This window comes from Pseudomonas sp. GW821-FHT01C01 (genome assembly GCF_059422645.1).
The window spans coordinates 1-16,157 of record NZ_JBWKXF010000081.1; the positions used below are offsets into that span (position 1 = coordinate 1).

Genomic DNA, 16,157 nt, shown 5'->3' on the forward strand with positions numbered 1-16,157 from the left:
CGGCCGACAGAAGTGTGCGGCCTCAAGCCTCAAATGCAGCACCCAAGGTGCTGCTAGCGCCGGTTTGACCGAGATCCCTTGGACCCACGCTTATGCCAGCCTCGCAAATCCGCCCCTCACCCGCGCCACTGCTCAAACCAGGAGAGACGGTGGTCTTGTTCGACGGTGTCTGCAAGCTATGCAATGGCTGGGTGAGGTTCTTGATTCGACATGACCGCCAGCGGCGCGTGCGGTTGGCGGCGGTTCAGTCACCCGAGGGGCAGGCTCTGCTCGCTTGGGCAGGTTTGCCCTTGGATCAATTCGACACCATGGCGGTGATCCGCGATCGACACTACTGGGAGCGTTCGGATGCATTTCTCGAAGTCATCGCCCAGTTTCCCGCACCTTGGCGCCTCGTGAACCTGTTGCGCATCTTCCCTCGCAAACTTCTGAATTGGACATACGACCGCATTGCGCTTAATCGTTATCGGCTCTTCGGAAAATACAACACATGCCTGTTGCCGGATCCTGATCATGAACAGCGCTTTTTGAAAGCGCCCCGATGAATGCCCTCACGCGTATCAACTGGATCGCCCGTGGGGTTGGCATTCATGTTTGGCTACCACGGTCTGATTCCCAATCTGACTAAAAGCTCGTCCATTTATATATCTGGATGAATGCGTATCAAATTAAAGCCCCCCTCTGCTTCGCCCCCTCACAAGCCATCATTCAAATTCTTTAATATAAAACCCAGCTTCAAACCATCAAAGGCGCTCAACATTCACACTCCATCGCGCCGAAAATTACCTCCCCCGCCAAATATACTCATCACCCATCATTATATTACACCTCATTGAACAGAAGTTATTAGGCGTATTCCAACACCCATATTTCCCACGAATTACACAACATATTAATAACACTCGGACTAACATCAATAACGCTCGCTGACTAATTATAACAATCATTGACACTAATGATGCAGACACCTTACAGTAGTAGCACTCTGCCAACGCCAAAACGACGCATCAACTTGTAAGTTAATGGAATGCTGAGTTTCTGAATTATTTCATTCCTGGTACAACGCATGAAATATATAGACGATATTACGAAACTCTTTACACGTTTTGGCGCCAATGCGGAGAACTACCAGGAAATACAACCGAACTATAAAGACTTCAAAGACGACCCGGTTACACCTGCGCCGGTTGAGCCAGAACCGTCGGCGGCCTTATCTCCCCTGACACCAACGCCAACGTCCCCAGTGTTTCTACTGGACGAGCCACAACCTTGTTTATTGATTGGCGCGCCGGTCGAGCCGGTGAAGACTGCTGCCCTCTCGCTACCTTCGCCCAAATCCCCTTCCCTGACCAATCCACCTGCGAGCTCTACTACGGGTGACCGTCAGCGATTGAGTGACCTGTTGCGTGAACTCAATCAGGTTCGTCGCGACGGTTTACCAGAAACGACTCGCAAGCGGACCAAGGCTAAGGTCATAGCTATCGTTTCGGCGAATGGTGGGGTGGGTAAAAGCACCGTCGCCGCTGGCCTCGCAAAATCACTTCGCAACTCTGGTGGGCGAACCATCGCGATTGATCTGGACCCTCAGAACGCGCTGTCCAGCCACTTGGGTATCACCAGGCTGGTTCCCGGGTTGATTCAGTTCAAAGAGCAGGACGCAGACTGGGGCGCTCATTGCCTGCCGGGCTTTAGCGACAGCGAATGCCTGCCCTTCGGTACTGGCGAGGTGAACGATCGCCGATTGCTCAAGCAGATGATGCTTGAAGATTCTGACTGGTTGAATCAGCACCTTGCTTCAATGAACCTCAGCGAAAACGATACCGTGATCCTGGACACTCCGTCGGGTGCGACCATCTACTCGCAACAGGCACTCGATGCAGCCGATCTGGTGCTGGTGATGACGGTGGCCGACGCGGCCTCCTACCTGGCACTGGACACCATGACCCAGTGGCTGGAAACCAGCCGGCGACGCGCGCAGCGGCACCGGTATGTGCTCAACCAACGGGATGACTCGCGTTCGTTCAGCAGGGACATGGGCGTGCTGTTTCTGCGGCGGCTCGGCGCTAACCTGATCGGGAGGATTCGCCTCGATCACCAGTTCAACGAGTCGCTGGCCTATGGTCGGGACCTGCTGCAGTACGCACCTGAGAGCATTGGTTGCCAGGATATTCGTTCGCTGTCAGGCGCGGTCCATGCCCTGCTTTTCGCGGATGCTTCCAGCCAGCAGGGCACGCCATGACCGTCCAGTTGAAACAGCCACCTGCAAAGACATGGTGGCTGCAGGAGCTATTGGATGCTCTCCAGGCACGCGTCAGTCGATGGCCCCTGCGTTGGCGCCAAGGCCTGAAGATCTCAGCCGGGTTTATCGCCGCGTTGTTGGTGCTGGGTATCCTCACTGCGCCGCTGAATCTGTATTCCCAGGCCGCGTTTGCCGCCGTCTGTTTCGCCACGAGCCTGATCATTCGCAAGCAAACCGGGCGTCTGGCAATCCTGACCCTGATCACCCTCTCGTTGATCGCTTCGCTGCGCTATATGTACTGGCGCCTGTCCGACACCCTGGGCTTCGACAACTGGCAGGATGCCGTATTTGGCTACGGGCTGGTGCTGGCCGAGCTGTATGCCTTGCTCGTCCTGGTCTTCGGCTATGTACAGAGCGCCTGGCCGCTGCACCGCAAACCGCAGTTTCTGCAACAGCCGCCCGCTGAATGGCCAACGGTAGATGTCTTCATCCCCACCTATAACGAAGCGTTGGGCATCGTCAAACTGGTGGTGCTTGCCGCCCAGGCCATCGACTGGCCCGAAGGCAAACTGCGGGTGCACATGCTCGATGACGGACGCCGGGAGGAATTCAAGGTTTTCTGTCAGCAGATTGGTGTCAACTACATCACCCGCGACAACAATCAACATGCCAAGGCCGGCAACCTCAACGAGGCGCTCAAAGTCACCGATGGCGAGTTCATTGCCATATTCGACGCCGACCACGTGCCCACCCGCTCCTTCCTGCAGATCACCATGGGCTGGTTTTTAAAGGACCCGAACCTGGCGTTGCTGCAAACGCCGCACTTCTTCTATTCACCCGATCCGTTCGAAAAAAACCTCGATACCTTTCGCTCGGTACCCAATGAAGGTGAGTTGTTCTACGGCCTGGTGCAGGACGGCAACGACTTGTGGAACGCGGCATTCTTCTGTGGCTCCTGCGCGGTGATCCGGCGTACTCACTTGCTGGAGGTCGGCGGTATCGCTACCGAAACCGTGACGGAGGATGCACACACGGCACTCAAGCTCAATCGTCGTGGTTTCAATACCGCTTACCTTGCCATCCCACAAGCGGCGGGATTGGCCACCGAAAGCCTTTCCCGACACATCAGCCAGCGCATACGCTGGGCGCGGGGCATGGCGCAGATTTTTCGGACCGACAATCCGTTGTTTGGCAAAGGACTGAACCTGGGGCAACGCATCTGCTACCTCAACGCCATGATGCACTTTTTCTACAGCCTGCCTCGCCTGGTGTTCCTGACCGCCCCCTTGGCCTACCTGATGTTCGACGCGCAGATTTTCCATGCCTCGGCGCTGATGGTCACGGTCTATGTGCTGCCGCATATTTTCCATTCCAGCCTGACCAACTCCGCCATTCAGGGGCGCTTCCGCCATTCCTTCTGGAACGAAGTGTATGAGTCGGTATTGGCCTGGTACATCATGCGGCCGGTACTGTTGGCCCTGATCAGCCCTTCGCTGGGTAAGTTCAACGTGACCGACAAGGGCGGCACCATCGAGGAGGACTATTTCAACTGGAAGCTCGCGCGGCCTTACATCGTCCTGCTGACCTTGAACATGATCGGTCTGGTGATTGGCGTGGTGAAACTGATCGGGAGTGATTCAGCCCAGGCCACTACCCTGCTGATCAACCTGGCCTGGACCGTGTACAACATCATCATCGTCAGCACCGCCGTGGCGGTGGCCACTGAGTCCTCTCAGGTGCGCAATGAACCCAGGGTGCCAGCGGATCTGCCCGTGCGGGTCTATCGCGAAGACGGCACCTGGTTCGATTGCATAACCCGGAACTTCTCACAAAACGGCGTGGGTCTGGCGCTGCCACCGCAGGTTGAGCTCAGCGTCAATGAGAAGCTGCGGGTCTGCATTCTGCGCACACCTCCCTCAAGCCTCTTTCCCGCAAAAACGATCTTCAGCAATGAGTACGAGGCGGGCGTGCAATTCGAGGGTTTGACCCTGCGCCAGCAAAGTGAGCTGGTGCGACTGACTTTCTCACGGGCCGACACCTGGGCCAACACTTGGGGTAACGGCCGCCTCGATGCGCCCATGTCGGCGTTACGCGAAGTCAGCAGCATTGGCTTTCGCGCCATCCTGCGCTTGTTCGTTGCAACCCTAAAGGACAGCCAGGCGCTGCTGCGCAAACGCCCGGACGCTCCATCACCTATAGACTCCACCGCGGACACGCAACGATCTTGAATCCTTCCACTCGCCGGACCTTTCTTCCTCGTCACTCACTCATGCTGATCGCCTGCTCACTCATGGGCTGGAGCGGCTGGGCGTTGAGTGCTGCCGCCCAAATCAGCGCCATAGAGCCGGCGGCGACGCCGGTCGCATCGTTGCCCGGGAGCGATGCCCCGGGCAACAGCTATACCCGCACCCTCAAGGAGCTGGGCAAAAGCTATTCGATGACCCTTAAAGGCGTGGAGGCTACCGACAGTGTGAATTTCGATGTGCGCGCCGATGAAGTCGTCACGGCTGCGCAGGTCACACTGCAGTACAGCTACTCACCGGCGCTGCTGGCCGACCTTTCGCAAATCAACGTGCTGATCAACGATCAAGTGGCCGCCAGCTTGCCCCTCCCGAAGGAAGAGGCCGGTAAATTGCAGACCCGGACCGTGCAGATTCCGCCGCAGACCATCACCGAATTCAACCGGCTCAGCCTGCAGTTCATTGGTCACTACACGATGCAATGTGAAGATCCTTTGCACTCCAGCCTGTGGGCCAGGATCGGCAACGAGAGCCAGCTGAGCCTCCAGGTGACCTCGATTAAACAGCCCAACGACCTGTCCGCCCTGCCGCTGCCCTTGTTTGATCGTCGAGACGCCTCGCCCCTGAAGCTGCCCTTCGTGTTCGCCGGACGCCCGGGCGGCCCTGAGCTTGAGGCCGCCGGTATCCTGTCGTCCTGGTTTGGCGCCTTGGCCAGCTACCGCGGTGCAACCTTCCCCGCCAGCCTCACCAGCCTGCCGGCCAAAGGCAACGCCGTGGTGTTTGTCAGCGGCAGCGAATCAACGACTTTGAATGGCTTGCCGATCAAAGAGGCCACGGGGCCGACATTGACCCTCATAAGCAACCCGAATGATGCTCAGGGCAAACTGTTGATCGTCTCCGGGCGCGATGGCGCCGATCTCAAGGTCGCCGCGACCGCGTTGGCCCTCGGCGGCAAGGCCTTTTCCGGGCAGAGCGTGGTGATCGACCGGATCGACTCGCTCAAGCCACGCCAACCGTACGACGCGCCAAACTGGCTGCCCTCCAATCGCCCGGTTCGTCTGGGTGAACTGGCGAAGCCCGCAGAACTCAATGTGTCGGGCTATAACCCGGGACAAATGACGGTTGCGCTACGCTTGCCACCCGATCTTTTCAATTGGCGTGAACCCGGCGCGCAACTAGACCTGAAATACCGCTATACGCCGCAACCGGTCTCCACCAATTCCTCGTTGCTGATCAGTTTCAACGACACCTTTATCAAGTCGATCGACCTGCCTTCGATCGAGAAACTCGGCAACAGCGACAGCCTGCTGTCGATGCTCAAAACCGACGACAGTCTGGCCCGCACCTCGCGCATGCTGTTGCCGCTCAATTCAGTCGCGCTGCAATCGCGCCTGCAATTTCGTTTTATGTATGACTACATCAAACAGGGCGAATGCCGCGACATCATCATCGACAACATGCGCGGTGTGATCGACCCGGATTCGACCCTGGACCTCAGCCAATACGAACATTTTATGGCCATGCCCAATCTCGGGGTGTTCAAGGACAGTGGCTTCCCGTTCACCCGCATGGCCGACCTTTCTGAAACATCAGTGATCCTGCCCAACGAGCCAGGCCCGGCCGATCTGAGTGCTTATCTGACCCTGCTGGGCCGCTTCGGCGACTCCACCGGTTATCCGGCCACCGGCGTGAAGGTAGTCCACCCCGACCAGGTGGCCGAGCAAAGCGACCGGGATTTGCTGGTGCTTGCCTCGGGCAACAATCAGCCGCTGCTCGATCAATGGCAAAGCCATCTGCCGGCCAAGGGCGAAGAGGCTGCGCAGTACTTTGAACTGTCTGACCTGCCCTTGCGTCTGCGCAACTGGGTCAGCCCGGATACGAAAGTCAATCTGCGTGAAGCGCGCAGCAGCTTCAGGTTTACCGCTGACGACGGCAGTGCTTATCTGACTGGCTTCGAATCGCCGCTCAAGAGTGGGCGCAGTGTGGTGTTTATCGCCAGCGCAAGGCCCAACGGCTTGACCGACGTAACCAACGCCCTGCTCAGCAGAGAAGAAAACGCCCACGAGTTGCAAGGCAGTCTGGTGGTGGTCAGAGGCAAGCATGTCGAATCGCTGGTCGCCGAGCAGGACTACTACGTCGGGAGCCTGGGCCCATTGCGCTATCTGCAGTGGTACCTCTCGCAAAACGTGATGGCGCTCATGCTGTTCACTCTCGTCGGGGTCCTGCTACTTGCTTCGATGGCCTATCTGGCTCTGCGCTTACGGGCTAAACGTCGTCTTGGTCAATGAGCCGTGCATGCCCGTGTCGTCCATGATCAGCCGGGGTGTTTCACTTCGCCAGTGCCTGCACGGTAACGCGCGCAGGTTGAGCGCTGTGCTGGCGCTTGCCCTGCTGGCGCCGGCGATAGCGGCCGCAAAATCCTGCGAGTCGCCAGCCTGGCCACTGTGGCAAACCTATGCAGCGCGCTTCGTCCAGGCCGACGGCCGGGTTCTGGAATCGAGCGTGGAGAACAATCACAGCACCTCTGAAGGGCAGTCCTACGGCATGCTCTTCGCACTGATCGGCAACGATCAGCCACGCTTTGACAAACTCTGGCGCTGGACTTCAGCCAACCTCGCAGGCTCCTCCACCGCCACACGCCTGCCGGGCTGGTTATGGGGGCAAGGCACGGACGGTCAGTGGCGCCTGCAAGACGCCAATTCGGCCGCCGATGCCGACCTGTGGATCGCCTACGCCCTGCTCGAAGCCGCACGGCTGTGGCATCGGCCGGACTATCGCCAGGACGCCCTGCAACTGATGGCGACGATTGAAGCGCAATTGGTCGTCAAGCTGCCCGGGCTGGGCCCGATGGTATTGCCTGGACCACAGGGTTTCATCCAGCCGGACGCTCTCTGGCGCCTGAACCCCAGCTACCTGCCACTGCCACTGTTACGGCGGCTGGCCAAGGAAGCCCCCACCGGGCCCTGGCAAGCGATTGCCAACAACACCGCGACGATGATTGCCCAATCAAGCCACCACGGGTTTGTCGCTGACTGGGTCGGTTATCAAGGCACTTCAGCGCAATCGGGTGCCTTCGTCAGCGATCCGGTCAAGGGCGACACGGGCAGCTACGATGCCATCCGCGTGTACCTCTGGCTGGGCATGAGTGATACCTCCGAACCGCTGGCAGCGCTCTTGCTCAAACGGCTGGACGGCATGGCCCGAAGCACTGTCGCGACAGGTTTCCCACCGGAAACAGTCCAGGTTCTCCACGGCAGTGTTCAGGGCCAGAGCCCGTTCGGATTCTGGGCTGCACTGATTCCCTACCTGGAGGCCAAGGGGCAACCCGGGTTGGCCGATCAGCAACGACACCGCGTGGAACTCGCCTTGCAAGAGGCGCTGGCCAGGCCTGATGCCGACGCCGGTCCGCCGCGTTACTACAACTTCATGCTTAGCCTGTTCGCGCTCGGCTGGGCAGATAAACATTACCGATTCCGGGAAGACGGAACGCTGAAACTTTCCTGGGAGACCGCATGCACCCGCACCACCGCACGCTAGCCATCACCGTCCTGAGTGCATGGACGGTCGCTGCTGCCCACGCTCAAAGTCCTGCACCACAGACATTACTCGTCGAGCAAGGACACTACTGGCAGTTACACAAAAACCCGCAACGCGCTGCGGAAGTCTGGTTGAAAGTCCTGCTGCTGGACCCGGTCCAGGTAGACGCACTGTATGGCCTGGGCTTGATCGGCGTGCAACAGGGCAACTCACAACAGGCGCAGCAATACCTTGCCCGCTTGCAGGCCATCCAGCCAGCGCCTCGGCAGGCACTGCAATTGGCGCAGGACATCAGCGTGGCCCAACCGCAGAACCAGCAGCGCCTGGAAGAGGCTCGGCGCCTCGTCGATGCCGGTGAGCGTGACAAGGCGACCGTCGTGTTTCGCTCGCTGTTCGAGGGCCGTCCACCTCAAGGTACGATCGGCCGCGAGTATTACAACAACCTTGCCTTCAATCAGGCTGACTGGGCTGAAGCACGCAGCGGACTGCAGCGCCTGCAACGTGAGATGCCCAATGACTCGATCGTCGCGCTGTTTTACGCCAAGCATCTGGTCCGCCATGAAGACAGCCGTGCCGAGGGCATCCGCGCCCTGGCCGCGCTGACCCGGCGTACTGACATTGCCGGTGATGCCGACGAAAGCTGGCGCCTGGCGCTGACCTGGATCGGTCCGCCCAACCCGGCACAAGCGCCGTTGTTCGAGGAGTATCTCAAGACGCATCCGGATGACGTGGAAATCCGCGCGCAGATGAACAAGGGCAAGCAACAGGCGGCAACGACGGCCAGCAAGGAATGGCAACCGCCCGTCGAAGTCGCGCGCGGCCTCAAGGCGCTCAAAGAAGGCGATCAGGCTACCGCCGAACAGGCTTTTCAAGCGCGCTTGAAAGCCCAACCCGATGATGCTGACGCACTGGGCGGCCTTGGGGTTGTTCGCCAGCAGCAACACCGACTGGCCGAAGCGGAAAAGCTTCTGGATCAGGCCACGCGACAACACGACGGCAGCCACTGGCAAGTTGCGCTGAACGAAGTGCGCTACTGGTCTGCGTTGCAGCAGGCCCGCGACGCCCAGGCCAAAGGCCAGACAACCCAGGCACAGGTCTTGGTAAACCAGGCGCTGCAGCTTAATCCAAACGGGGCGGACGCTCGCCTCGCCCTGGCGGACATTCAGGCCAGCGCGGGCCAGTTCGATGACGCTCAGCGCAACTATCGCCAGCTGTTGAACCTGCGCCGCGACGACCCTCAAGCACTGGAAGGGCTGGTCAATGTGCTGCTCAAGAGCGGCAAGAACGATGAAGCCCTGCAACTGATCAACAGCCTGCCGGCCACCGGACAGGCAAGGATCGGCCAGTCCGCACGTCTGCAAGCCTTGCGCGCGACGCAACTGGCCGCCGTCGCCGAGCAACGCAACGACCTGCCCGCTGCACGTAACGCCTTGCAAGACGCGCTGCGCTACGAACCGGACAACATCTGGACGCGTTTCGCCCTGGCCCGCCTGAACCTGGCGATGGGCGAACCCCAGAAGGCGCGGGACCTGATCAACGCCATGCTCCAGGCCCACCCCGACAATGCCGATGCGCTTTACGTCAGCGCCTTGCTGTCGGTCCAGATGGGTGAATGGAAAGCCGCCCAGACAACGTTGGGACGCTTGCGCCCCGACCAGCGCACCCCGGACATGGAAGCGCTGGCCGCCGATGTCAGCTTCAACCTGCAACTCAACCAGGTGATCGAGTTGGGCAAACGTGGACAGCGCCAGGAAGCCCTGACTTTGCTCGAGCGCATTCAGCCGATGGCCAACAACAGTCCGGACCGCACAGCGAGTCTGGCCTCGGCCTATGTCGACATCGGCGAGCCGGCCCGTGCGCTGGCGCTCATGCGCGGCCAGTTGCAACACACCGCTGCGCCCTCGGCGGACTTCATCCTGCAATACGCCGCTGTCCTGCTTAAATCCGGAGAAGACGCACAGGTCAACGAGATTCTGCGCGACCTTCAGAACAGGCCCTTGAACGCGCCGGCTCGCAAGCGTTTCGACGACCTGCTCTATCTCTATCGCATCCGCCAGGCTGACCAGTTGCGTGAGCGAGGCGATCTGGCCAACGCCTATGACACGCTGGCGCCTGCACTGGCGCAACGTCCCGGTGACAGCGCTGCCATCGCGGCCCTGGCGCGGATGTACTCGGCAAACGGCGACACGGCAAAAGCCCTCGATCTCTACAAACCGCTGTTACAACGTCAGCCAAACGACCCGCAACTGCTGTTGGGTGCCGCCGACGCGGCGGTGTTGGCACATGACACGGCCTTTGCCGAACAGGCACTGCAACAGCTGCTCAAGACCGAATCCGGCAACCCTCAAACGCTGACAGAGGCCGCTCGCCTCTACCAGAACATGGGCAAGACCGGCACGGCGGCCGATCTGCTGCGCAAAGCGGTGGCCATCGAACAGAGCGAGAAACGCAGAAGCCAGGGCGGCCAAGTGGCAGGCTCGACAGTGGCACCCAACCCTTTTGCCGGGGTGTCGGGTCCACGTAACGAAGTCAGTCGCGACACCTTGCTGGCAGCCATCCCACCACCGGTTCAAGAGATGCCAGGCCGTATGACGTCCGACACCCCTTTTGTCATCGGCGCTTCGCCAAGACCGCAGCAAGCGAGCAATCCATTCGAGTCGCAACTGCCGCGCGCAACACTGGCGAGCGAGGACATCAGCCCCGCGCAACTGGCGCTGAATAAAATCCTTCAGGAGCGCAGTGCCTACGTCACTCAGGGCGTGAGCATTCGCAGCAACAACAGTGAGTCGGGGTTGAGCAAACTGACCGATATTGAAACACCGCTGGAAATCAATATTCCGCTGGATGAAAGCCGCATCGCGCTGCGCGTGACGCCCGTTTCGCTGAACGCCGGCAGTGCCAGCAGCGAGGCGCTGTCGCGTTTCGGTAACGGTGCCCAGGGTGGTAGCGCCGGTTCGCAAAAAGCCGAGGGTGTAGGCCTTTCCGTCGCCATTCAACGGCCCGCGGATGGGCTCAAAGCCGATCTCGGCACCACTCCGCTCGGCTTCAAATACAGCACCGCCACGGGCGGTATCAGCGTTGATCGCCCCGTGAGCGACACCTCTAATGTCCGTTACGGCGTGAGCGTTTCCCGGCGTCCGGTGACTGACAGCGTCACCTCGTTTGCCGGCACCACGGACAAACGCAGCGGGCAGTCCTGGGGCGGCGTGACCGCCAACGGCGGGCGTGGCCAATTGAGCTTTGACGACAACGAAGTCGGCGCCTATGGCTACGCCTCCTGGCACCAGCTATTGGGCAACCATGTCGAGTACAACAGCCGCAGTGAACTGGGCAGCGGTGTGTACTGGTACCTGCAAAATGCAACGGACAGCAAGCTGACCGTCGGCCTGAGCATGACCGGCATCAGCTACGCCAACAATCAGGACTTTTTCACCTATGGCCACGGTGGCTATTTCAGCCCGCAGACGTTCTTCGCCCTGGGCGTACCGGTGACCTGGGCACAACGCACCGGACGCTTGACGTATCAGGTCAAGGGTTCGGTCGGCGTGCAGCATTTCGAGCAAGACAGCGCCGACTATTTCCCGACCGACAAAGCCCTGCAGGCAGCCTCGGGCCTGCGTTACGCAGGGCAAAACAAAACCGGGATCGGCTACAGCGTCGCCGCGGCGGCTGAATACCAGGTCGCTTCGAACTTCCTGCTGGGCGCCAATCTGGGCCTGGACAACGCCCGCGACTACCAACAACTCAGCGGTGCCCTGTCTTTGCGCTACCAGTTCGAGGAGTTGAGCGGCCCCATGAGCCTGCCGGTCAGCCCGTACACCTCACCTTATTCCAACTGATCATTCTGGAGCTTTCGATGCCCACTTCTGCCCTTGCCGGCCTGACTCTTCTTGTACTTGGGGAGAGCCATATGAGCCTCGCGGACCACTTGCTGGAGCCGTTGCACGACAACCTGACTCGCCAAGGCGCCCAAGTTCATTCCATCGGTGCCTGCGGTGCCAGCGCCGGCGACTGGCTGATCAGCAAGAAGGTCGACTGCGGCGCCGAGCGCAAAGGCAACGACAAGATCGTGATCAAGGGGCGCGAGGCAACCACCACTCCGATCCAGGACCTGATCGCCGCCGACAAGCCTGACCTGGTGGTACTGGTCATCGGCGACACCATGGCGTCCTATGACAAGCCAGTGTTTCCAAAGGCTTGGGCATGGCAAAGCGTCACCGGCCTGGCCAAGGCCATCGCGGCCACCGGGACCCGTTGCGCCTGGGTAGGCCCGGCCTGGGGCAAAGCCGGTGGCATGTACCAGAAGAATGATGCCCGCACCCAATTGATGTCGCAGTTTTTGGCCGCGAACGTGGCGCCTTGCACCTACATCGATTCGCTGACGTTCTCCAAACCCGGGCAGTGGATCACCACCGATGGGCAGCACTTCACCGTCGCCGGTTATCAATCCTGGGGCAATGCGATTGGTGGTGCGTTGGCCAAACTGCCCGCCGACACCGTCAGCAGCACAGGAGCCGGCAAATGATCCGATCCGCATATGGCTGGGCGCTGTTCGCGCCCTTGATGCTGAGCCTGCACGCCCAGGCCGCCGACATTGCCCTGTACCCGACGGGCCCGGATCAGGACTCGGCCTTCCTGCGCTTTATCAACGCCGCCGACCGCCCCTTGCAGCTGCTGGCCGAAGGCTCACGGGCCAGCCTCAGACTCGAGGGTTCGCATGCCGTGTCCGACTACCTGCCCGTGCCCGCCAACCAGTCGATCAAGGGCACTCTGGAACTCGACGGTAAAAGCCAGCCGCTGGACATCCAGGTGGCGGCAGGCGAATTCGCCAGCGTGATCGCTTTGCCAGACAGCGCTCAAGGTATCCGCCAGGTCGTCATCCGTGAGCAACCCGACGACTTCAATAGCCTGAGAGCCTCGCTGGCATTTATCAGCGCCGACCCCGCATGCACCCAGGCCGGTTTGCGCGCTGCGGGGAAGAACGCCGACCTGTTCAAGGAGGTGGCCGACGGTAGCGTACAACGCCGAGCGATCAACCCGGTCAGCCTGTCGGTTCAATTGGTCTGCGCCCAGACCAACGTCGGTGCCCCGCTTGACCTGGGCCAGCTCAAGGTCGGCGAGCGCTACAGCGTTGTGCTGCTACCTGGCGCAAATGGCCCTTACCTGTTGCTCGCGACTGACGTCCTGGCCCACTGATCGGATCGCGCCACCACCATGGTTTTTGCCTCTCTCGAGTTTCTGACGTTGTTCCTGCCGCTGTTCCTGGCTGCCTATGCAGTGTGCCCAGCCGCGTGGCGCAACGTCACGTTACTGATCGGCAGCTGGCTGTTCTATGGCTGGTTGAGCCCACGGTTCCTCGCGGTGCATGTGCTGCTGACGATCACGGCGTGGGTCGGCGGCTTGCTGATTGACGCCTTACGGGAACAGGGCAAGGGCCGTGTGCGACTACTCACGGCGCTGATCGTGCTCAACACGGCGGTGCTGTGCTGGTACAAGTACGCCAACATCGTTGCCGGCACGTTGATCGATACCCTCACCGGGTACGGCGCCATGCCCCTGGACTGGCAGCGGGTCATCATGCCGGCGGGGCTGTCGTTTATCGTATTGCAGGCGATTTCCTATCTGGTGGATGTGCATCGCCGTACCGTGCCGGTTGAACGCAGTTTCATTAACTACGCCACTTATATTTCGATGTTCGGCCACTCGGTCGCAGGCCCCATCATTCGCTATGACTGGGTTCGGCGGGAGCTGAATCAACGTTACTTCAACTTGCAGAATTTCTCGCTGGGCGCACGCCGGTTCATGGTCGGGATGTGCATGAAGGTCCTTGTGGCCGACACCCTGTCGCCCGTGGTCGATGTGGCGTTCAGTTTGCCGAACCCCAGCTTCTCCGACGCCTGGGTTGGCTGCCTTGCCTACTCCCTGCAACTGTTCTTCGACTTCGCCGGCTACAGCGCCATGGCCATTGGGCTGGGACTGATGCTGGGTTTTCACTTTCCCGAGAACTTCGACCGTCCGTATCTGGCCAACAGCATCCAGGACTTCTGGCGCCGTTGGCACCTGTCGCTGTCCAGCTGGTTACGTGACTATCTGTACATTTCGCTGGGTGGCAATCGCAACGGCACCTGGAAAACCTACCGCAACCTGTTCCTGATCATGGCCATCGCCGGCCTCTGGCACGGTGGCGATAGCTGGAATTATCTGCTGTGGGGCAGCGCCCATGGCATTGCGTTGTGTGTGAACCGTGCCTGGAACAGCTCTACCCTGCCCCCGGTACCGCCGGTGCTTGCCCATGGGCTGACACTGCTGTTCGTCTGCCTGGCCTGGACACTGTTCCGCGCCCCCGACTTCCATAGCGCGCTGAATCTGTATGCGGGACAGTTCGGCCTGCAGGGCATCGCCCTCGGTGACGAACTGTCCGCGACCCTGCGCCCGGTACACGGCCTTGCGGGATTGCTGGGTGTGTTCGGTGTCGTCGCACCGCTGCTGCGCCCTTACTGTGAGAAGAAACTGGGCGGCATTGCGTTTTACGCCGCCGCCCTTTGGCCCATCGCCGGTTTCATGCTGTCGTTCGCACTGATCGCCAGTCGCGAAACCGTACCCTTCCTGTACTTTCAATTCTGATGACGCCCCCAAAGCACACCCCGCCCCCCGTAGCAGCTGACGAGCCTGCGAGGCTGCGTTCGAGGACCCAGTCCTCGCAAATCCTGCGCGCACAGTTTGCGTGGTTGCTTGATTTAACGACTGCTTCGCAGTCGAACGCAGCCTCGCGGGCTCGGCAGCTGCTACGGACACAGCGCTGCGCCGTATTTCAATGTTGTGGAGATACCGATGCCCGCTCAACCAGATGATTTGGCGACACGCAGCAGTCGGCTGGCAGGCGTGACGCTGTTGATATTCCTGTTCGTCGGACTGCTGTCCTCTGGCCGTCTGATTGTTTCAGGGCAGATCTCGCTGTTACCCGATAAAGTGCTGACCCCGCAGATTTTTGACGGTGAAATCACTCACCGGATCGCCAGGGAACTGTCGAACGCTCAGCTCCCCACGACCTTCGCCGAGCTGGAGCGCGGTGTCAGTTGGCTGCTCCTCGGTGACACCGGGCCAAGGGTTCGCTCGGGTTGTCCTGACTGGTTGTTTTTGGCCGAAGAGCTCAAGGTCAATCATCAAGCACAGCGCAATGCCGATGCCAAAGTCCAGGCAGTGATTGATATAAAGCAGCAGCTCTCGCAACGTGACATCAGCCTGCTGGTGGTCATTGTTCCAGACAAGAGCCGCATCGCTTCCGAGCAGCGTTGCGCTCTGCACCGCCCAGCCGCTCTCGAAGGGCGCATCCAGGCCTGGACCTCGAAGCTGGATGTCGGTGGTGTGTCGAATCTGGACCTCACCGGTGCGCTGACGCCACTGGGGGCCAGTGCCTGGTTACGCACCGATACGCACTGGAGCGAATCCGGCGCGAAGGCGGCGGCCGATGCCATCACACAGCGCCTGAAGACCCTGGGCATCAGCGCAACGCCACACAGATCGTTCAACGAAAGTCATGCCCCGCTCGCGGTGCGACCTGGCGATCTGGTCCATCTGGCAGGCATCGACTGGTTGCCGCTCAAATGGCAACCCGCACCGGAAATGGTCGCCCAAACCAGCACCCACGAACTTCCCGTTGCGTCAGCTGCCAGCCCTGACACTGAGGCAGACCTCTTTGGCGATGCCGACCTCCCCAACACCGTGCTCATCGGCACCTCATTCTCACGCAACTCCAACTTCGCAGGGTTTCTGCAGCAGGCACTGGGCGCCCCCGTAGGTAACTTCGCCAAAGACGGTGGAGCGTTCTCTGGCGCGGCAAACAGCTACCTCAACAACCCGGCCTTCAAAGAAACGCCGCCAAAGCAAATTATCTGGGAAATCCCGGAGCGGGACCTGCAGTCGGCTTACATCGACCCCATTGCCTATCGCTCGTTGCGGTAAGTCAATCGCATACCATCCCTGTCATGTCGTCGTCACATTCACCAAGCACAATGCGATCAGCCAAATGGATTTGGCCCATCTACAGAAAGCCCGGCCGACGCCGTAATGCTGTTCAGTTAAGGATTCTGTAGGAGCGAGCTTGCTCGCGATGGACTCAAGAGCGCCGCGTTTAGTCAGTA

The 16,157-nt window shown here is 60.2% G+C and carries 10 protein-coding genes; all 10 read left to right on the forward strand.

Annotated elements, in window-relative coordinates:
- The first annotated feature begins 92 nt into the window (after positions 1-92).
- Entirely contained in the window at positions 93-545 is a 453-nt protein-coding gene (locus AC07XF_RS27655; protein WP_495029044.1) for a thiol-disulfide oxidoreductase DCC family protein, read from the forward strand.
- A 521-nt stretch (positions 546-1,066) separates the two neighbouring features.
- Positions 1,067-2,239: a cellulose biosynthesis protein BcsQ gene (bcsQ, locus tag AC07XF_RS27660; protein ID WP_495029045.1), complete on the forward strand. Its 1,173-nt coding sequence runs from the start codon at positions 1,067-1,069 to the stop codon at positions 2,237-2,239.
- On the forward strand, positions 2,236-4,467 hold the full coding sequence (bcsA, locus tag AC07XF_RS27665; RefSeq protein WP_495029046.1) for a UDP-forming cellulose synthase catalytic subunit: 2,232 nt from the start codon (positions 2,236-2,238) through the stop codon (positions 4,465-4,467). Before bcsQ ends, bcsA begins: the two co-directional genes overlap by 4 nt.
- Before the next feature lie 41 nt (positions 4,468-4,508).
- A complete protein-coding gene (gene bcsB / locus AC07XF_RS27670) occupies positions 4,509-6,767 on the forward strand; it encodes a cellulose biosynthesis cyclic di-GMP-binding regulatory protein BcsB (protein ID WP_495029047.1) in 2,259 nt (752 codons plus the stop codon).
- Between the two features lie 7 nt (positions 6,768-6,774).
- Positions 6,775-8,016: a cellulose synthase complex periplasmic endoglucanase BcsZ gene (bcsZ, locus tag AC07XF_RS27675; protein WP_495029048.1), complete on the forward strand. Its 1,242-nt coding sequence runs from the start codon at positions 6,775-6,777 to the stop codon at positions 8,014-8,016.
- A complete protein-coding gene (locus AC07XF_RS27680; protein ID WP_495029049.1) occupies positions 7,992-11,855 on the forward strand; it encodes a cellulose synthase subunit BcsC-related outer membrane protein in 3,864 nt (1,287 codons plus the stop codon). Before bcsZ ends, AC07XF_RS27680 begins: the two co-directional genes overlap by 25 nt.
- A 17-nt stretch (positions 11,856-11,872) precedes the next feature.
- Positions 11,873-12,541, forward strand: a complete 669-nt coding sequence (locus AC07XF_RS27685; protein WP_223549681.1) for an SGNH/GDSL hydrolase family protein — start codon at positions 11,873-11,875, stop codon at positions 12,539-12,541.
- Positions 12,538-13,212, forward strand: a complete 675-nt coding sequence (locus AC07XF_RS27690; RefSeq protein ID WP_495029050.1) for an alginate O-acetyltransferase AlgF — start codon at positions 12,538-12,540, stop codon at positions 13,210-13,212. The genes AC07XF_RS27685 and AC07XF_RS27690 overlap by 4 nt, the downstream gene beginning before the upstream one ends.
- Before the next feature lie 18 nt (positions 13,213-13,230).
- On the forward strand, positions 13,231-14,640 hold the full coding sequence (locus tag AC07XF_RS27695; protein ID WP_495029051.1) for an MBOAT family O-acyltransferase: 1,410 nt from the start codon (positions 13,231-13,233) through the stop codon (positions 14,638-14,640).
- Between the two features lie 207 nt (positions 14,641-14,847).
- On the forward strand, positions 14,848-15,978 hold the full coding sequence (locus tag AC07XF_RS27700) for an alginate O-acetyltransferase AlgX-related protein (protein WP_495029052.1): 1,131 nt from the start codon (positions 14,848-14,850) through the stop codon (positions 15,976-15,978).
- Positions 15,979-16,157: the final 179 nt, after the last annotated feature.